Origin of the sequence: Paenibacillus sp. FSL R7-0204 (assembly GCF_038002225.1) — a bacterium.
GTDB lineage: Bacteria > Bacillota > Bacilli > Paenibacillales > Paenibacillaceae > Paenibacillus_AQ.
Window position 1 is genome coordinate 771,999 of record NZ_JBBOCA010000001.1, and the last position, 15,512, is coordinate 787,510.

At 52.9% G+C, this 15,512-nt stretch carries 17 protein-coding genes and 1 riboswitch; all 17 genes read left to right on the top strand.

Translation table 11 applies throughout. The features are described from left to right. Positions 1-42: 42 nt before the first annotated feature. The 17 genes from spoIIR (at position 43) to atpD (ending at position 15,449) form a co-directional block, all read left to right on the top strand. A complete protein-coding gene (gene spoIIR / locus MKX42_RS03515) occupies positions 43-801 on the top strand; it encodes a stage II sporulation protein R (RefSeq protein WP_445669358.1) in 759 nt (252 codons plus the stop codon). 464 nt (positions 802-1,265) lie between these two features. After that, positions 1,266-2,366: an L-threonylcarbamoyladenylate synthase gene (locus MKX42_RS03520; protein WP_445669295.1), complete on the top strand. Its 1,101-nt coding sequence runs from the start codon at positions 1,266-1,268 to the stop codon at positions 2,364-2,366. Positions 2,367-2,695: 329 nt separating this feature from the next. Continuing rightward, positions 2,696-3,292 (top strand): manganese efflux pump MntP, encoded by a 597-nt coding sequence (locus tag MKX42_RS03525; protein WP_340751301.1) that lies wholly within the window; start codon positions 2,696-2,698, stop codon positions 3,290-3,292. A gap of 74 nt (positions 3,293-3,366) precedes the next feature. Then, the gene (locus MKX42_RS03530) at positions 3,367-3,954 is read left to right on the top strand and encodes a low molecular weight protein arginine phosphatase (RefSeq protein ID WP_340751303.1); all 588 of its coding nucleotides are present in this window, start codon (positions 3,367-3,369) and stop codon (positions 3,952-3,954) included. A 49-nt stretch (positions 3,955-4,003) separates the two neighbouring features. Beyond that, a riboswitch (ZMP/ZTP riboswitch) is annotated at positions 4,004-4,087 on the top strand. 137 nt (positions 4,088-4,224) lie between these two features. Next, positions 4,225-4,830, top strand: coding sequence for a TIGR01440 family protein (locus MKX42_RS03535; protein WP_340757607.1), 606 nt, complete (start codon positions 4,225-4,227; stop codon positions 4,828-4,830). 58 nt (positions 4,831-4,888) lie between these two features. Continuing rightward, on the top strand, positions 4,889-6,136 hold the full coding sequence (gene glyA, locus MKX42_RS03540; protein WP_340751305.1) for a serine hydroxymethyltransferase: 1,248 nt from the start codon (positions 4,889-4,891) through the stop codon (positions 6,134-6,136). Between the two features lie 513 nt (positions 6,137-6,649). After that, positions 6,650-7,279: a uracil phosphoribosyltransferase gene (gene upp / locus MKX42_RS03545; protein WP_036721735.1), complete on the top strand. Its 630-nt coding sequence runs from the start codon at positions 6,650-6,652 to the stop codon at positions 7,277-7,279. Positions 7,280-7,343: 64 nt separating this feature from the next. Further along, positions 7,344-8,519 carry a non-hydrolyzing UDP-N-acetylglucosamine 2-epimerase gene (gene wecB / locus MKX42_RS03550; RefSeq protein ID WP_036699220.1) on the top strand — a complete coding sequence of 392 codons (1,176 nt, stop codon included), beginning with the start codon at positions 7,344-7,346 and terminating at the stop codon, positions 8,517-8,519. A gap of 164 nt (positions 8,520-8,683) precedes the next feature. Next, positions 8,684-8,917, top strand: coding sequence for an ATPase F0F1 (locus MKX42_RS03555; protein ID WP_051477752.1), 234 nt, complete (start codon positions 8,684-8,686; stop codon positions 8,915-8,917). Beyond that, positions 8,910-9,287 carry an ATP synthase subunit I gene (locus MKX42_RS03560; RefSeq protein ID WP_036699219.1) on the top strand — a complete coding sequence of 126 codons (378 nt, stop codon included), beginning with the start codon at positions 8,910-8,912 and terminating at the stop codon, positions 9,285-9,287. Before MKX42_RS03555 ends, MKX42_RS03560 begins: the two co-directional genes overlap by 8 nt. Before the next feature lie 29 nt (positions 9,288-9,316). Then, complete coding sequence (gene atpB / locus MKX42_RS03565; protein ID WP_036699217.1) at positions 9,317-10,084, top strand: F0F1 ATP synthase subunit A; 768 nt, start codon at positions 9,317-9,319, stop codon at positions 10,082-10,084. Between the two features lie 104 nt (positions 10,085-10,188). After that, on the top strand, positions 10,189-10,401 hold the full coding sequence (atpE, locus tag MKX42_RS03570; RefSeq protein WP_036699216.1) for a F0F1 ATP synthase subunit C: 213 nt from the start codon (positions 10,189-10,191) through the stop codon (positions 10,399-10,401). Between the two features lie 97 nt (positions 10,402-10,498). Continuing rightward, positions 10,499-10,987, top strand: coding sequence for a F0F1 ATP synthase subunit B (atpF, locus tag MKX42_RS03575; protein WP_340751307.1), 489 nt, complete (start codon positions 10,499-10,501; stop codon positions 10,985-10,987). Continuing rightward, entirely contained in the window at positions 10,984-11,535 is a 552-nt protein-coding gene (locus MKX42_RS03580; RefSeq protein WP_340751309.1) for a F0F1 ATP synthase subunit delta, read from the top strand. The genes atpF and MKX42_RS03580 overlap by 4 nt, the downstream gene beginning before the upstream one ends. Before the next feature lie 11 nt (positions 11,536-11,546). Then, positions 11,547-13,058, top strand: a complete 1,512-nt coding sequence (gene atpA, locus MKX42_RS03585) for a F0F1 ATP synthase subunit alpha (protein WP_036699211.1) — start codon at positions 11,547-11,549, stop codon at positions 13,056-13,058. 71 nt (positions 13,059-13,129) lie between these two features. Then, positions 13,130-13,999, top strand: coding sequence for an ATP synthase F1 subunit gamma (gene atpG / locus MKX42_RS03590; protein ID WP_340751311.1), 870 nt, complete (start codon positions 13,130-13,132; stop codon positions 13,997-13,999). A 52-nt stretch (positions 14,000-14,051) separates the two neighbouring features. Next, a complete protein-coding gene (gene atpD, locus MKX42_RS03595) occupies positions 14,052-15,449 on the top strand; it encodes a F0F1 ATP synthase subunit beta (protein WP_036699208.1) in 1,398 nt (465 codons plus the stop codon). Positions 15,450-15,512: the final 63 nt, after the last annotated feature.

Genomic DNA, 15,512 nt, shown 5'->3' on the forward strand with positions numbered 1-15,512 from the left:
CTGCGGAAGATGGAGGATTATAAGCTGGAGCGAGGGGATTCCCTGCGGATTACCTTTAAGTATACTGCCATTTTAATTTGTTTTTTTATGATTCTGATGATGGCCTGGGAAGGGCAAAAAAGTGATGCTGCCGTAGCGGAGGTATCGATCCCGCAGGAGTCTATCCGCTTGCGTATTCTGGCGAATTCGGACGGCACCGGGGATCAGCTGGTCAAGCGCCAGATTCGTGACCGGATCGTGGAGCAGATTAATGAGTGGGTGGCCGGGCTGGAAGATCCTCAAAGTCTGGAGCAGGCCCGTGCCCTGATCCGTAATCATCTGCCTGAGCTGAATGAGCTGGTGGGCAGAGAGCTGGCGCAGCGCGGGATTGAATACGGCTATCAGGTGGAGCTGGGGACGGTTCCTTTTCCGACCAAAATGTATGGCGGCCGGGTCTACCCTGCCGGAGAATACGAGGCCGTCCGGGTCACACTTGGAGCAGGCAAAGGGCAGAACTGGTGGTGTGTGCTGTTTCCGCCGCTCTGCTTCATCGATGCGGGAACCGGGGATGCTGCGGCTGCGGAACCGGCTGCTGCGAAGGCAGGGGCGAAGGATGTTACTAAGGTCTCAGCTAAGGCTTCGGGAGACAGCGCGAAGGTGAAGGCTGCGGACGGAACAGCGAAAGGGGCAGTATCCAGTCTCTCAGATTCAGCTAACAAGCAAGAAAATTCAGGTGATACTGCTGAGGCACCGAAGGTAAAGTTCTTCGTGTGGGAGCTGCTGAAGAATATCTGGAGCTGGATCTGCGGGCTGTTCGCCTGAATGTCTGAGAAGCATGGCGTAAACATATATTGAATTCTACAGTTTTTGTGCCGGATATGGTACGATGATTGCAGCACTTGAGCAGAAGCGGCTCCACCTGAGGGGGCCGTTTTTGGTTGTAGAGGAAACCATAGTTTCCTGCTGTTGTGGACAAGGTGCCTATAACCTAATGCAATCAGCTGGTACAGGGCCATATGGGCCAAATGTATATGGAAAACAGCATACATTGTGTTGGCGCGAAGGTAATCCTTTTCATCCGGTAGGATGATTCTGTATCGTAATAATTCAATTTAGAAAGCTAGTGATGATAGATGACAGAAGATAAACATTCACCGTTCGCGGCCCAGCGCCGCAGCGGTCATATAGAGTCCACTCTGTACTGGGGTCTTACTTCCGGCAAGGAGAGAACGGATGGCGGAACAGGGAGTTCTGCCGGGTTGCCGGTGAGCGGGAGTGACTTGGGCATGATCTCGGAAGCGGCAGCGCTGCTGCGGAGCGGGGAGACGGTGGCCTTTCCGACGGAAACAGTGTACGGATTGGGCGCAGATGCGCGGAATACCACAGCGGTCGAAGCGGTATTCGCAGCCAAAGGCCGTCCCTCCGATAACCCGCTGATCGTGCATATTGCCCGGCGGGAGGATCTCGAACGTCTGGTGACGGAGGTGCATCCGGTGGCCTCGGCGCTGATCGATGCGTTCTGGCCCGGCCCGCTGACGCTGGTGCTGCCGGTGCGTCCCGGCGTCCTCTCGCCGCTTGTAACTGCGGGCCTGGATACGGTTGGCGTGCGCATGCCGGATCATCCGGTGGCGCTGGCGCTGCTGCGCGCGGCGGATTGTCCGGTTGCTGCGCCCAGTGCCAACCGCTCCGGGCGGCCGAGTCCGACGCTGGCCTCCCATGTGCTGGAGGACCTCGCCGGATATATCGGCGGGGTTCTGGACGGCGGCGCGGCCGGGGTCGGCCTGGAGTCGACCGTGGTGCAGGTGCAGCCGGACGGGACGGCAGCCGTGCTCCGTCCCGGGGGCATCACCGCCGAGCAGCTCGCGGCGGTGACTGGCACTGAGGCGGCCGCAGCGAAGCCGGCCGCCGGGGCGAACACGCCTGCCGGTGCATCCGGCGGCGGGTCCGTGCCTGTGCCGCCGGCAGCGGAGCCCGGCGTCGGCGAAGCCGGCAGCAGCCCGGCGCCGCGCGCGCCGGGCATGAAGTACACGCACTATGCCCCGCGCGGCGCGCTTGGCATCGTACGCGGCTCCTCCGCGCAGCGCGTGGCGGAGACCGCCGCAGGGCTGCTGCAGGCGGCGCAGCGGGCGGGCGAGATCACGGGCATGCTCCTCTTCGAGGAGCATAGGGCCCTGTATCCCGCCGACCCGGCCGCCTGCACGGTGTCTCTCGGCTCGCTGTCCTCGCCGGAGGAGGCTGCCCGCTTCCTGTATGCCGCTTTGCGGCGTTTTGATGAAGCGGGGGCCACGTACATTCTGGCCGAGGCCTGCCCGGTCACGGGCCTCGGCGCAGCCATTATGAACCGGCTGATGAAAGCCGCCGGTGGTTCGGTGATCGACACAGACTAACGCCGAATTATTATCCCCCCGTTCATTCCGGATGGCCTTGCGGACCCTAATGCCGTTATGTTTGCCTATTTGTTCATTTTTCCAGGCCTAACGGACTGTATTGCGCTTATTTCCTATCCGTCAGCTCATTTAGGCGTGGAAGTCAGCGGATAAGCGCTAGGGAGTCCGTTAGCCCGCGCAAAAGTGATTTTTCTCAAAAATAACGGTTTCTCAGTCCGTGATAAGCCAGAATATCCATCTACTTCCATCCACCCCGCAGTCATGAATACCATCTTGTCCGCATATCGTTGTTGTACAAGAACTTACGGACTCAGGGTGGAGGGTTATTCATGGGCTGGGACGGAATATATGGGGGTTGGGGCGGATTACATGGGGGCTGGGGCCAGTTAGTAACAATAGCTATTATGGCAGTTGCGCTGGGGATGGATGCGTTCTCACTGGGCGTGGGCATCGGGATGAGGGGCATCCGTCTGTTGCATGTGCTGCAGCTTAGCCTGCTAATTGGTTTTTTTCATGTGCTGATGCCGCTGCTGGGCTTGTTCACGGGCAGCTATGTCGGCCATTTGCTGGGACAGGTTACCACCTATGCTGCCGGAGGCCTGCTAGTTCTGCTGGGCGGACATATGGTGTTCAATTCCTTCCGCCAGGACAATGGCGGCAGCAGCCGGCAGATGGATCACCGGACGATCTGGGGGATGCTCCTGATCTCTCTCAGCGTAAGCGTAGATTCGTTCTCAGTGGGGGTTTCACTCGGGATGTTTGTGAATAGTATTATTCTAACCGTGCTGGCCTTCGGTGCCTGCGGCGGCGTCATGTCCATTACAGGGCTGCTGCTGGGCAGGAGGGTGAGCCGCGGGCTTGGAGAGTACGGGGAAGCGCTGGGCGGAGCCATTCTCCTTGCGTTTGGCTTGATGTTCATCTTTTGATACAATAACGGCAATACCCATAATTTTTAGGCTGTACTGAGCCGAAATTATAATGTTTACCGGAGGTGGAAAGGTTGCTGCATATTTTATTTGTCTGCACAGGTAATACCTGCCGTAGTCCCATGGCCGAAGGGCTTCTGCGGAAGCTTGCGAAGGAGCGGGGCATTCATGTGGAGGTGCGGTCTGCCGGAGTTTCTGCTGTCCCGGGTACTTCCATATCCAGACATGCTGCGGGCATTCTGCAAGATGAAGGGATTCAGGACCGCATCGTATCCTCACAGCTGGACGGGGAGGCGGTGGCCTGGGCCGATCTGATTCTTACCCTGACAGGAGCGCATAAGCGGCACTTGCTTCAGTATTTTCCTGATGCTGTTACCAAGACCCATACCCTTAAGGAGTATGTCCAGACGCAGGAATCCGTGAACGCTGATATCCGGGAGCTGGACAGTTTGTATGCGGAGGCGGAGCTGAATCTGGCCCTGGGCACCGAGCCGGATGCAGCGGCTATGCAGCGGATGATTGAGATCCGCCAACGTATCCCCAGCTTCGATATCAGTGATCCGTTCGGCGGCTCGCGTGAAGATTACGAGCTGACGGCGGCCGAGATCCGCACGGCGCTGTACGGTCTGCTTGATAAGCTTGAATCGCTAAGACGGCTTTGAAGTGGTTGATTTTTTGAGGGCTATCCCTTAAGATGTAATAAATATGATCCGGTTCCGGTGTAACTGGCGACAAGTGTGGATGAAACCACGATGGAGCACCTGGAATAAACGGCCGGTCGCCTGGGCAAAAGAGCACATCCGCAGTTCAACCTGCGGACTGCTCTTTTTTGTTTAAAAGTTGCATCTCCATGGAAATCAGAAACGGTTGAAGGGGGCGGTAAGATGGAAGAAGTCCTGAAGCAGAAGTCAGGGGATGACCGCTTATCCGGTATGGCGGCTGCAGAGCAGCAGCTGACGGGCGGCGGGGAACTCTCTTTGGCTGCAGCCACTGCTGCGGTAACGCGTGAACTTGCGGTAGCGGGCAAGCTCGGTCCGGGGAAGATCCTGGTCGTCGGAGCCAGCACCAGCGAAGTGGCGGGGAAGCGGATTGGAACAGGCGGTGCGCTGGAGGTTGCGCGGCAGCTGCTGGAGGGGATTAGGCAGATTGCGGATGAATTTGGTTTTCACCCGGTCTACCAGTGCTGCGAGCATCTGAACCGTTCGCTGGTGATGGAACGCGCTCTGCTGGAATCGCTCGGCCTTAGAGAGGTGTCGGCTGTGCCCATTCCGGGAGCAGGAGGCTCCATGGCTGCTGCGGCCTACCAGTCCATGACAGATCCGGTGCTGGCAGAGACCATTGAAGCTCATGGCGGTATAGATATCGGGGAGACCCTGATCGGCATGCATCTGCGCCGGATTGCCGTACCTTACCGGCCAAGCCTGCGGGTTATCGGGGCTGCCCGGGTTAATGCCGCGTGGAGCAGACCGCCGCTGATCGGCGGGGAACGGGCTGTGTACCGCATGCCTGAGACTAGCGGTTCCGCGAATTGTGACTGAAGTGAGAGGTTTTAACTAACACCACATAAATCAGAATTACAGGGAGGAAATTAGAAACATGGAACAATTGCGTAAAAGTGACCCGGCAGTACTGGAAGCGATGGGCCTCGAACTGAGCCGCCAGCGTGCGAACATTGAACTTATTGCCTCAGAGAATATTGTAAGTGAAGCCGTCATGGAGGCCATGGGCTCCGTACTTACGAACAAATATGCTGAGGGTTATCCCGGCAAGCGTTATTATGGCGGCTGTGAGGATGTGGATATTGTTGAGAACCTGGCCCGCGACCGTGCGAAGGAACTATTCGGTGCCGAGCATGCCAACGTGCAGCCGCATTCCGGCGCACAGGCCAATATGGCTGTATACCTGGCTGCGCTCAAGCCCGGCGATACCGTTCTCGGTATGAATCTGGCGCATGGCGGCCATTTGACCCACGGCAGCCCGGTGAATGCTTCCGGCATTCTGTATAACTTCGTGGCTTATGGCGTACAGGAGGATTCCTTCCTGATCGATTATGATGAAGTGCGCAAAGCGGCCTTCAAGCATCGTCCCAAAATGATCGTTGCCGGTGCGAGCGCATACCCGCGTACGATTGATTTTGCCGCACTCGGTTCGATTGCGAATGATGTGGGTGCTCTGTTCATGGTCGATATGGCCCATATTGCCGGTCTGGTGGCTGCCGGTCTTCACCCGAGCCCGGTTCCTCATGCCCACTTCGTCACTACAACTACGCACAAAACCCTGCGCGGTCCGCGCGGCGGGATGATTCTATGCAGACAGCCATGGGCTGCCGCTATTGATAAAGCAGTCTTCCCTGGTTCCCAGGGCGGACCTCTGATGCATGTGATTGCGTCTAAGGCTGTATCGTTCGGTGAGGCGCTGCAGCCTTCATTCAAGACTTACGCCGAGAACGTAGTTAAGAATGCCAAGGTGCTGGCGGAGACCCTGGTCGGCGAAGGCATTAATATTGTATCCGGCGGAACCGATAACCATCTGATACTGCTGGATACCCGCAACCTGAACATTACCGGCAAGGTCGCTGAGAAGGTGCTGGATTCCATCGGAATTACAGTCAATAAGAATGCAATTCCGTTCGATCCTACCAGCCCATTCGTAACCAGCGGTATCCGCATCGGTACACCGGCTGTTACTTCACGCGGTATGGATGAGCAGGCTATGGTTACAATCGGCCGGATTATTGCTAATGTCCTGAAGAATCCGCAGGATGAAGCTAACTTGGCCCAAGCGGCCCGTGAGGTAGCCAAGCTGACTGAACAATATCCGATTTACCCTGGATTGCAGTATTAATCTGTGTCCCTCTAAACATCGCCTTTGCGTATCCGGTTTCTGCCGGATTTACGCAAGGGCTTTTTTAAATATAAGTATGTATATGTTTCACGCTATACATTATCCTTCTATTTCTCGCCGAAACGGTACCGTCCATTAAAAGGACGGAAAAGTCGTTTCCACTTGTTTGCTGTTACATAATGTTCACAAATGGCTGCGAAGAAAACGTATGAATTATGCTGAAAGTTGCATGAAAGTTCATGGAATTTTCAATAAAAGTAGTGAAAGAACTGTGAATAGTATTAAAAGTGCTTAATCGTACAAACTAAGCTTTGTTTTATATCCAGAGAGGTGGCTATATTGCCTTAAGCTTCCATGGGCTGGTAATCTCCAGTAAGCGGGGGGCCTGCAGATTTGTCTATCTGTAGGTGAAAAGCAGTCTTGGTGATGATATAATAGATAGGATTTAGCCACCTGAGAAGCCTAGTGCTTACTTTGGCTATAAATAAGACTTACAATTACCGGAGGGACAACATGGGAAAATTGGTGATTTGCGATCATCCATTGATTCAGCACAAATTGACATTCATTCGCGATGTGCGGACCAACACAAAAGACTTTAGGGAGCATGTCGATGAAGTAGCAACACTTATGGCTTATGAGATTACACGTGATATCCCGCTGGAGACCATTACGGTGCAGACGCCAGTGCAGGAAACGCAGAGCAAGGTGATATCGGGAAGAATGCTGGGACTGATTCCGATTCTGCGCGCCGGTCTTGGCATGCTGGAAGGTGTTCTTAAGCTGCTTCCTGCGGCGAAGGTAGGTCATGTAGGCCTGTTCCGTGATCCGGACACCCTGCAGCCGGTGGAGTACTACATTAAGCTTCCTACGGATGTCCAGGAACGTGAGCTGATCGTAATCGATCCTATGCTGGCTACAGGCGGCTCTGCCATTGCAGCGATTACCTCGCTCAAGAACCGCGGCTGCACCCAGATCAAGATGATGAACCTGATTGCTGCTCCGGAAGGCGTTGCGGCTGTACAAGCTGCTCATCCGGATGTGGATATCTATGTTGCCGCACTTGACGATCATTTGAATGATCACGGATATATCGTTCCGGGTCTTGGGGATGCCGGGGACAGACTGTACGGAACCAAGTAAAGGGCACAGATAATGATAGAACCAACACAATAGACCACGGTTTTCAGAAGAGAGGGAAGGGCTTATGTCCAAAATTAAAGTAATGACGATTTTCGGAGTGCGCCCCGAGGCAATCAAGATGGCGCCACTGGTTCTGGAGCTGAACAGACATCCTGAGCAGATTGAGTCCATTGTCTGTGTAACTGCGCAGCACCGGGAGCTGCTGGATCAGGTGCTTGAGGTGTTCAAGATTACCCCGGACTATGATCTGGACGTAATGAAGGACCGCCAGACGCTTAACGAAATCACAATCCGGGTGCTCGAAGGCCTGGAGCCCGTGCTCCGCGAAGTGAAGCCGGACCTCGTGCTTGTACATGGCGATACCCTGACCACCTTCCTGGCCAGCTATGCGTCTTTCCTGCAGCAGATTCAGGTTGGGCATGTAGAAGCAGGTCTTCGGACATGGAACAAGCTTTCGCCTTATCCGGAAGAAATGAACCGTCAGCTGACAGGCGTGCTTGCTGATCTGCATTTTGCTCCGACTCATTGGTCAGCGGGTAACCTGAGACACGAGAACAAAAAAGAATCAAGTATTTATATCACAGGCAATACCGTAACCGATGTGTTTCAATATACCGTACAGCCGGACTACCGGCATCCGGTCCTTGATTTTGCTTCAGGAAAAAGACTTATTTTGATGACGGCGCACCGCAGAGAATCCCAAGGCGAACCGCACCGTCATATTTTCCGTGCAGTCAAAAGAATCGCTGATGAATTTGAAGATGTAGCCATTGTGTATCCCGTGCACCCGAGTCCGGCAGTGAAGGAACCGGCACATGAGATCCTCGGCGGACACCCTAGAATCAAGCTGATTGATCCGCTGGATGTCGTTGACCTGCATAACTTTTATCCGCATACCCACCTGATATTGACCGATTCCGGCGGCCTGCAGGAGGAAGCTCCCTCCTTTGGAGTTCCTGTGCTTGTGCTGCGTGATACAACCGAGCGCCCGGAAGGGATCGAGGCCGGAACACTGGAGCTTGTGGGGACGGACGAGGAGAAGGTGTATCAACGGACACATGCTCTTTTGACCGATCAGAATCTGTATCAGTCGATGAGCCGGGCCGCCAACCCGTATGGAGACGGCAAAGCCTCCGAGAGAATTGTCAATGCGATTTTGCACCATTTCGGAGCTGTTCCAGAGCGTCCGGAAGAATTTCACACAATGTTCACAAATGATAAAACAGGGCAAGACAACTAATATACTAACGTTAATAAAAGCAGCATACAGTTAAACTGTACGGTTTATATGGTTTTGGTGTTTTTTGCTGTGATTATTTTCATATTTTCATGCGATTTTGGGCAATTTTCTGTGAATTGACAAAGAGTCTGGATATTCAGTAAAATTAGTTGGGATTGTAGCCTATGAAGGAACCAAAGAATGAGCCTGGGCTGGGGCGTACAGCTCTAGTACTCGGGGGTGCGGGCAGCTTGCTCGCCGCTTACATTGTAATAGGCTTTTTTGTGGCAAAGTGGCTGCGCAATCTGATGGACGGACCTGCCTTTTGGCTGGCTATCGGAACAATTGCCGGGTTGATTCTCGGAGTTGTGAATGTTGCTTTGCTAATCAAAAATTTTTTGGGGGAGCAAAATGGATAATATGACTCCCGTAATCAATATCGTCACCAGGGTGACAGTAATCATTATGGCAGGATTGGTAATGGGGTGGGCTCTCCATCATGAGACCCGTGCAGTTACTCTGGGAATGACACTCGGCTTGCTGGCAGGACTGGTTAATTTCCGTTATCTGGCCCTTAAGGTCAGAAGAGTGACAGCAGCGGTGGCGAAGCAAGGGAAAAGCTCCTTCAGCCTTGGTTTTGCTACAAGAATCAGTTTTGGAATTCTGGTTACCATGTTTTCAGTCAAATATGAGCATTTCTCGCTGGAGGCAACGATTATCGGCCTGTTCATCCCCCAGCTTCTGGCTATTCCCGTGGGGATATATCTAGGAATCAAGAATAAGCTGTAGCCATATTAAAGAGAAAGGGGGATGATACTATGCACGAAATGCCTTTAATCTATGTTGGCGGAATACCGATTGACCTGTCTGCTGTGCTGATGCTGGTAATCAGCTCGGTGATAGTATTCGTACTGGTTATGCTCTCCGTCCGCAACCTGTCGGTTGAGAATCCGTCCAAACTCCAGAATTTCATGGAATGGGTGGTTGAATTTGTACAGGGACTGATCAGCAGCGCCATGGATCTGAAGAAGGGAAAGCCTTACATATCACTGGGATTGACGCTGATACTGTTTATCTTCGTCTCCAATCTCCTTGGTCTGCCGTTTTCCGTTATTACAGAGGCCGATGGTCCAGTTACAGTCTTCGGACATGTTATCGAAGCAACTAAGAACCTGGCCGATGGCGCGCATGCTGAGATTCTGTGGTACAAATCGCCGACTGCAGACATCAACGTAACCGCAGGACTTGCGATCGTTGTGTTTGTACTCATGAACTACTTAGGCATCAAGCTGAACGGCAAGCATTATTTCAAACATTATATTGAGCCGTTTCCAATTTTCTTGCCGCTGAACATCATTGAGAACCTGGCGAAGCCAGTGGCGCTTGCCATTCGTCTATTCGCTAACATTTTTGCCGGCGAGGTTCTGATTACCGTCATTCTGAAGCTGGGACTGTTCAGTATTCCGTTTCTGGCCATCTGGCAAGGTTTCAGTATCTTTGTCGGGGCGCTTCAGGCCTTTATCTTTACGATTCTGACGATGGTCTACATCGCACAGATGACGATCCACGAGGAAGAAGCGCATTAATAAGCTGCCGTGAGGATAGCGGCAGGTGCCGGAAACCTTCGCGGGAGATTTTATATTATTAAGACATTACACAAAGAACCGAAATTAAAGGAGGATATTTACAAATGGAATTTTTAGCAGCAGCAATCGCGGTTGGTTTGGGCGCACTCGGCGCAGGTCTGGGTAACGGTATGATCGTCAGCAAGACGGTGGAATCTATCGCCCGTCAGCCGGAAGCACGTAACGCACTGCAGACAACAATGTTTATCGGTGTAGGTATCGTGGAAGTTATTCCTTTGGCCGCTACAGTTATCGCGTTCCTGATCATGTTTACTTAATAAACCGTTTTTACGGTTTGGCGGGGAGGGCAAGTGCCATCCGCGCCTTACTTTTGTATATGTCCGCAAGCCGCGGTAACGGAAGGGAGTGACCTCAGTGAATATCGTTTGGACCAATATAGTATTTTCCATTGTCGCATTTGGAGTTCTGTACTTCCTGCTTAGCAAGTTTGCCTTCAGCAAGCTGTTCGGAATTATGGAGAAACGGCGCGAAATGGTGATGCAGCAAATGGATGAAGCAGCCAAGACCAGAGAGCAGGCGGTCGCTTATGTAGAAGAGCAGAAGCAGGCCCTGCAGCAGGCGCGCCAAGAGGCACAGGCTATCATTCAGCAGTCCCAGGCTACCAGCAATAACCAGGTTGACAAGATTCTCGAGCAGGCTCATGTGGAAGCAAGCCGTCTGAAAGATGAAGCGGTACGCGACATTGAGAACGAGAAGAACAAAGCGGTTGAAGCGCTGCGCAGCGAGCTGGGTACAGCCTCAGTCCGCATTGCCTCGAAGCTGCTTGAGAAGGAAGTTGCAGCTGACGGCGAGCAGGAACAGCTTGTTGATCAATACCTCAAAGAGGTAGGAGGCCGATCATGAGCCGCGATACGGTAGTTGCCGGGCGCTATGCCAAAGCCTTGTACAGTGCAGCAGTCGATGAAGGCATTACGCTTCAAGTGGAAGAACAGCTCAAATTAGTCGTCGAAGTGCTTCATAATGATGCAGAGGTGAAACGGTTTATCCTGGCACCCCGCATCTCGCAATCCGACAAGCTGAATGTGCTGCGCGGGACACTTCAAGGTAAAGTCTCGGAAGCGGTCATGAACACGGTACAATTATTGGTAGAGCGGGGCAGAACCGATATTTTCGAAGAGTTGCTTGCCAAGTATATCAAGATTGAAGGGGATGCTCTTGGCATTGGCTACGCTACTGTCTATTCCGCTTATTCCCTGAATCAAGCTGAACAGGATAGTGTTGCGGTTGAATTCAGCCAGCTTACCGGCCGTAAGATTCGTGTAACCAATGTTGTCGATACAAGCCTGCTCGGCGGACTGAAGGTCCTAATCGGCGATACGCTGTATGATGGAAGCCTGGCTGGTAAGCTTACGCGTCTTGAGAAATCCTTTAATGATAAGCAAAGAAGATAGGGGTGAGGATATTGGGCATCAGACCTGAAGAGATCAGCACTTTGATCAAAAGTCAAATTGAGCAATATAAAGCCGATATCGAAGTGGCCGAAATCGGCACCGTCATTCAAGTCGGCGACGGTATCGCCCGTGTCTACGGTCTGGAAAACGCAATGGCAGGGGAACTGCTGGAGTTCTCCAACGGGGTAGTGGGCATGGCGCTTAACCTGGAAGAAAGCAACGTCGGTGTTGTTATTCTGGGTGAATACAAAGAGATCCGCGAAGGTGATCAGGTTAAACGTACCGGACAGATCATGCAGGTTCCGGTTGGCGAAGCCATGCTGGGCCGCGTAGTCAATGCACTGGGCCAGCCGCTTGACGGCAAGGGACCGATCGCTACTACAGAATTCCGTCCGGTTGAACATAATGCACCGGGGGTTATCGACCGTAAGTCGGTACACGAACCGATGCAGACGGGTCTTAAGGCTATCGATGCTATGGTGCCAATCGGCCGCGGACAACGCGAGCTCATCATTGGTGACCGTCAGACAGGTAAGACAGCAATCGCAATTGATGCGATTATCAACCAGAAGGGCAACGGGATGAAGTGTATCTATGTTGCTATCGGACAAAAACAATCTACTGTAGCACAGGTAGTAGAAACCCTCCGCCGTCATGGCGCGCTGGATTACACTATCGTTGTAACCGCGTCGGCTTCCGAGCCTTCTCCGCTGCTCTACATTGCTCCGTACGCAGGCTGCGCTATGGGCGAATACTTCATGTACAAGGGCGAGCATGTGCTTGTCATTTATGATGACCTGTCCAAGCAGGCTTCGGCTTACCGCGAATTGTCCCTGCTGCTCCGCCGTCCACCGGGCCGTGAAGCCTTCCCAGGTGACGTATTCTATCTGCACTCCCGTCTGCTGGAACGTGCGGCTAAGCTTAGTGATGCGCTTGGTGGTGGTTCATTAACCGCGCTGCCATTCATCGAAACACAGGCTTCTGACGTATCGGCTTACATTCCAACGAACGTAATTTCGATCACAGACGGCCAAATCTTCCTGGAATCTGACCTGTTCAACTCCGGTCAGCGTCCGGCGATCAACGTTGGTATCTCCGTATCCCGTGTAGGGGGCTCCGCACAGATCAAAGCCATGAAGAAGGTCGCCGGTTCCCTGCGTCTGGATCTGGCTCAATACCGTGAGCTTCAAGCCTTCTCCCAGTTCGGCTCCGATCTGGACAAATCAACACAGGCCCGTCTGAACCGCGGTGCACGTATGATGGAGATCCTGAAACAGGGCGTGAACCAGCCGCTTGGCGTTGAACATCAAGTGGTTAGTCTGTACACCGCTGTCAAAGGACATCTGGATGATATTCCTGTCAAGGACGTTAAGCGTTTCGAGAAGGAATTCCTGGCCTTTATCGACAGCAGTGGAGCTGCCATCCTGAAATCCATCACGGATACCAAGGATCTGACAGCAGACAACGAAGCTGCTCTTAAGGAAGCCATCGACAAATTCAAAAGAGGCTTTGCTACAAGCTAATATATAGAGATTACCGTTTATGCTTACGAAGTTAGCTTTGACATACGTCAAAGCTCAGAGGTGGTGAAATCATGGCAAGAAGCATGCGTGATATTAAACGTCAAATTAAGAGCGTTCAGAACACCAGACAGATCACCAAAGCGATGGAGATGGTCGCTGCGTCCAAGCTGCGCAAAGCGCAGGAGAAGGCAGAAGCAGCCCGTCCGTATTCAGAGAAGCTGAAAGAGGTCGTCTCGAGTATTGCTGCCGGTACGCAGGATCTCCAGCACCCGATGCTGGTCAGCCGGCCTGTCAAAAAAACAGGTTATTTGATCATCACCTCGGACAGAGGTCTTGCGGGCGGCTACAATGCGAACATTCTGCGTAAAGTAACGATGCTGATCGCAGAACGCCATAAGTCCAAGGATGAGTATGCGCTGTTTGTGATCGGGCGCAAAGGCCGTGACTTTTTGCGGCGCCGTGAATATCCCATTGTAGAAGAAATCACCGAGCTGTCTGATACCCCGAAATTTGCCGACATCAAGTCGATTGCCTATTCGGCGGTGAACCAGTTCGAGACCGGCGTCTATGATGAGATCTACATTTGCTACAACCGGTTCGTTAATGCGATCAGCCAGATTCCGACTGTAGACAGACTTCTGCCTATGGAAGGCGTTGGGGAAGGCGGGCATCACGGAGCATCTGCTGCTTATGAATACGAGCCTTCACCTGCAGGCGTACTGGAGGTTCTGCTTCCGAAATATGCCGAGACTTTAATCTATGGTGCTCTTCTGAACGGCAAGGCCAGTGAGCTGGGAGCCAAAATGACAGCCATGGGCAGTGCAACGAAGAACGCGTCAAAAATGATCGGAGAACTTAGGCTTACGTACAACCGTGCCCGTCAGGCGGCCATTACGCAAGAAATTACCGAGATCGTGGCTGGTGCGAACGCGCAGTCTTAATATGAGTGGGCTTAAGGTCCATATGTAACAGCTTTCGAGGAGGGAAATGAAGATGAACAAAGGACGCGTTGTGAGCATTATGGGTCCGGTTGTCGATATTGAATTTGAACGCGGCCAGTTGCCGCAGATATTCAACGCCATCAAAATTGTTGCGAGCCTCAGCGATGGCCGCAACATGGATCTGACTCTTGAAGTTTCCAATCATCTTGGAGATAACCTGGTGCGCTGTATCGCCATGTCGTCTACAGATGGACTGGTGCGCGGTATTGATGCGATTGACCAGGGAGCGCCGATCTCGGTTCCTGTGGGTGAAGCAACACTGGGCCGCGTATTTAACGTACTTGGTAATCCAATTGATAACGGAGCTGAAGTGGTAGCTGCAAGAAACCCGATTCACCGTCTGGCTCCTACCTTTGATGAGTTGTCAACTCAGGCAGAGGTTCTGGAGACCGGGATTAAAGTTATCGACTTGCTGGCCCCTTATGCCAAGGGCGGTAAAATCGGCCTGTTCGGCGGTGCCGGCGTTGGTAAAACAGTAACCATCCAGGAATTGATCAACAACATCGCACAGGAGCACGGCGGGATCTCCGTATTCGCCGGCGTTGGCGAGCGGACACGTGAGGGGAATGACCTCTATCACGAAATGACCGATTCCGGCGTTATCAAAAAAACGGCGATGGTCTTCGGACAAATGAATGAGCCTCCGGGCGCGCGTCTGCGCGTAGCACTGACCGGTCTGACCATGGCGGAATATTTCCGTGATGTGGAAGGCCGTGATACGCTGCTCTTTATCGATAACATCTTCCGCTTCACCCAGGCGGGTTCCGAAGTATCGGCCCTGCTAGGCCGGATGCCTTCTGCGGTAGGTTACCAGCCTACACTGGCTACAGAAATGGGCCAATTGCAGGAGCGGATTACGTCCACGAAGAAAGGCTCTGTTACATCTATCCAGGCGATCTATGTACCTGCGGATGACTATACTGACCCTGCACCGGCTACGGCGTTTGCCCACTTGGATGCAACGACCAACCTGGAACGTAAAATTTCCGAAAAAGGGATCTTCCCTGCGGTTGACCCGCTCGCTTCCAGCTCGCGGATGCTGGCACCGGAAATTGTCGGCGAAGAGCACTATAACGTGGCACAAGGCGTTAAGCAGCTGCTGCAGCGTTATACCGAGCTTCAGGATATCATTGCCATCCTGGGTATGGATGAGCTGAGTGAAGAGGATAAGGTGATTGTATCCCGCGCCCGTAAGGTTGAGCGCTTCCTGTCCCAGCCGTTCCACGTAGCAGAGCAGTTCACTGGCTTCAAAGGCAAATACGTGCCGATCAAAGAAACCGTACGCAGCTTCAAGGAAATCCTGGAAGGTAAGCATGATGATCTTCCGGAAGTAGCGTTCCTGTTCGTAGGCACGATTGAAGAAGCCGTGGAAAAAGCGAAAACATTGTAACCCTAAGCATGCTTATGCTGGGGGATCGGGCTTTATTCTGTAAAGCTTTGAGGAGGAATGGAA

Excerpts from the sequence above, each read along its gene's own strand:
- atpG (WP_340751311.1), top strand. The coding sequence starts at position 13,130 with ATGGCAAGAAGCATGCGTGATATTAAACGTCAAATTAAGAGCGTTCAG.
- glyA (WP_340751305.1), top strand. The coding sequence starts at position 4,889 with ATGGAACAATTGCGTAAAAGTGACCCGGCAGTACTGGAAGCGATGGGC.
- MKX42_RS03555 (WP_051477752.1), top strand. The coding sequence starts at position 8,684 with ATGAAGGAACCAAAGAATGAGCCTGGGCTGGGGCGTACAGCTCTAGTA.
- MKX42_RS03580 (WP_340751309.1), top strand. The coding sequence starts at position 10,984 with ATGAGCCGCGATACGGTAGTTGCCGGGCGCTATGCCAAAGCCTTGTAC.
- MKX42_RS03520 (WP_445669295.1), top strand. The coding sequence starts at position 1,266 with ATGATCTCGGAAGCGGCAGCGCTGCTGCGGAGCGGGGAGACGGTGGCC.
- atpB (WP_036699217.1), top strand. The coding sequence starts at position 9,317 with ATGCACGAAATGCCTTTAATCTATGTTGGCGGAATACCGATTGACCTG.
- MKX42_RS03560 (WP_036699219.1), top strand. The coding sequence starts at position 8,910 with ATGGATAATATGACTCCCGTAATCAATATCGTCACCAGGGTGACAGTA.
- atpD (WP_036699208.1), top strand. The coding sequence starts at position 14,052 with ATGAACAAAGGACGCGTTGTGAGCATTATGGGTCCGGTTGTCGATATT.
- atpE (WP_036699216.1), top strand. The coding sequence starts at position 10,189 with ATGGAATTTTTAGCAGCAGCAATCGCGGTTGGTTTGGGCGCACTCGGC.
- upp (WP_036721735.1), top strand. The coding sequence starts at position 6,650 with ATGGGAAAATTGGTGATTTGCGATCATCCATTGATTCAGCACAAATTG.
- wecB (WP_036699220.1), top strand. The coding sequence starts at position 7,344 with ATGTCCAAAATTAAAGTAATGACGATTTTCGGAGTGCGCCCCGAGGCA.
- MKX42_RS03535 (WP_340757607.1), top strand. The coding sequence starts at position 4,225 with ATGGCGGCTGCAGAGCAGCAGCTGACGGGCGGCGGGGAACTCTCTTTG.
- MKX42_RS03525 (WP_340751301.1), top strand. The coding sequence starts at position 2,696 with ATGGGCTGGGACGGAATATATGGGGGTTGGGGCGGATTACATGGGGGC.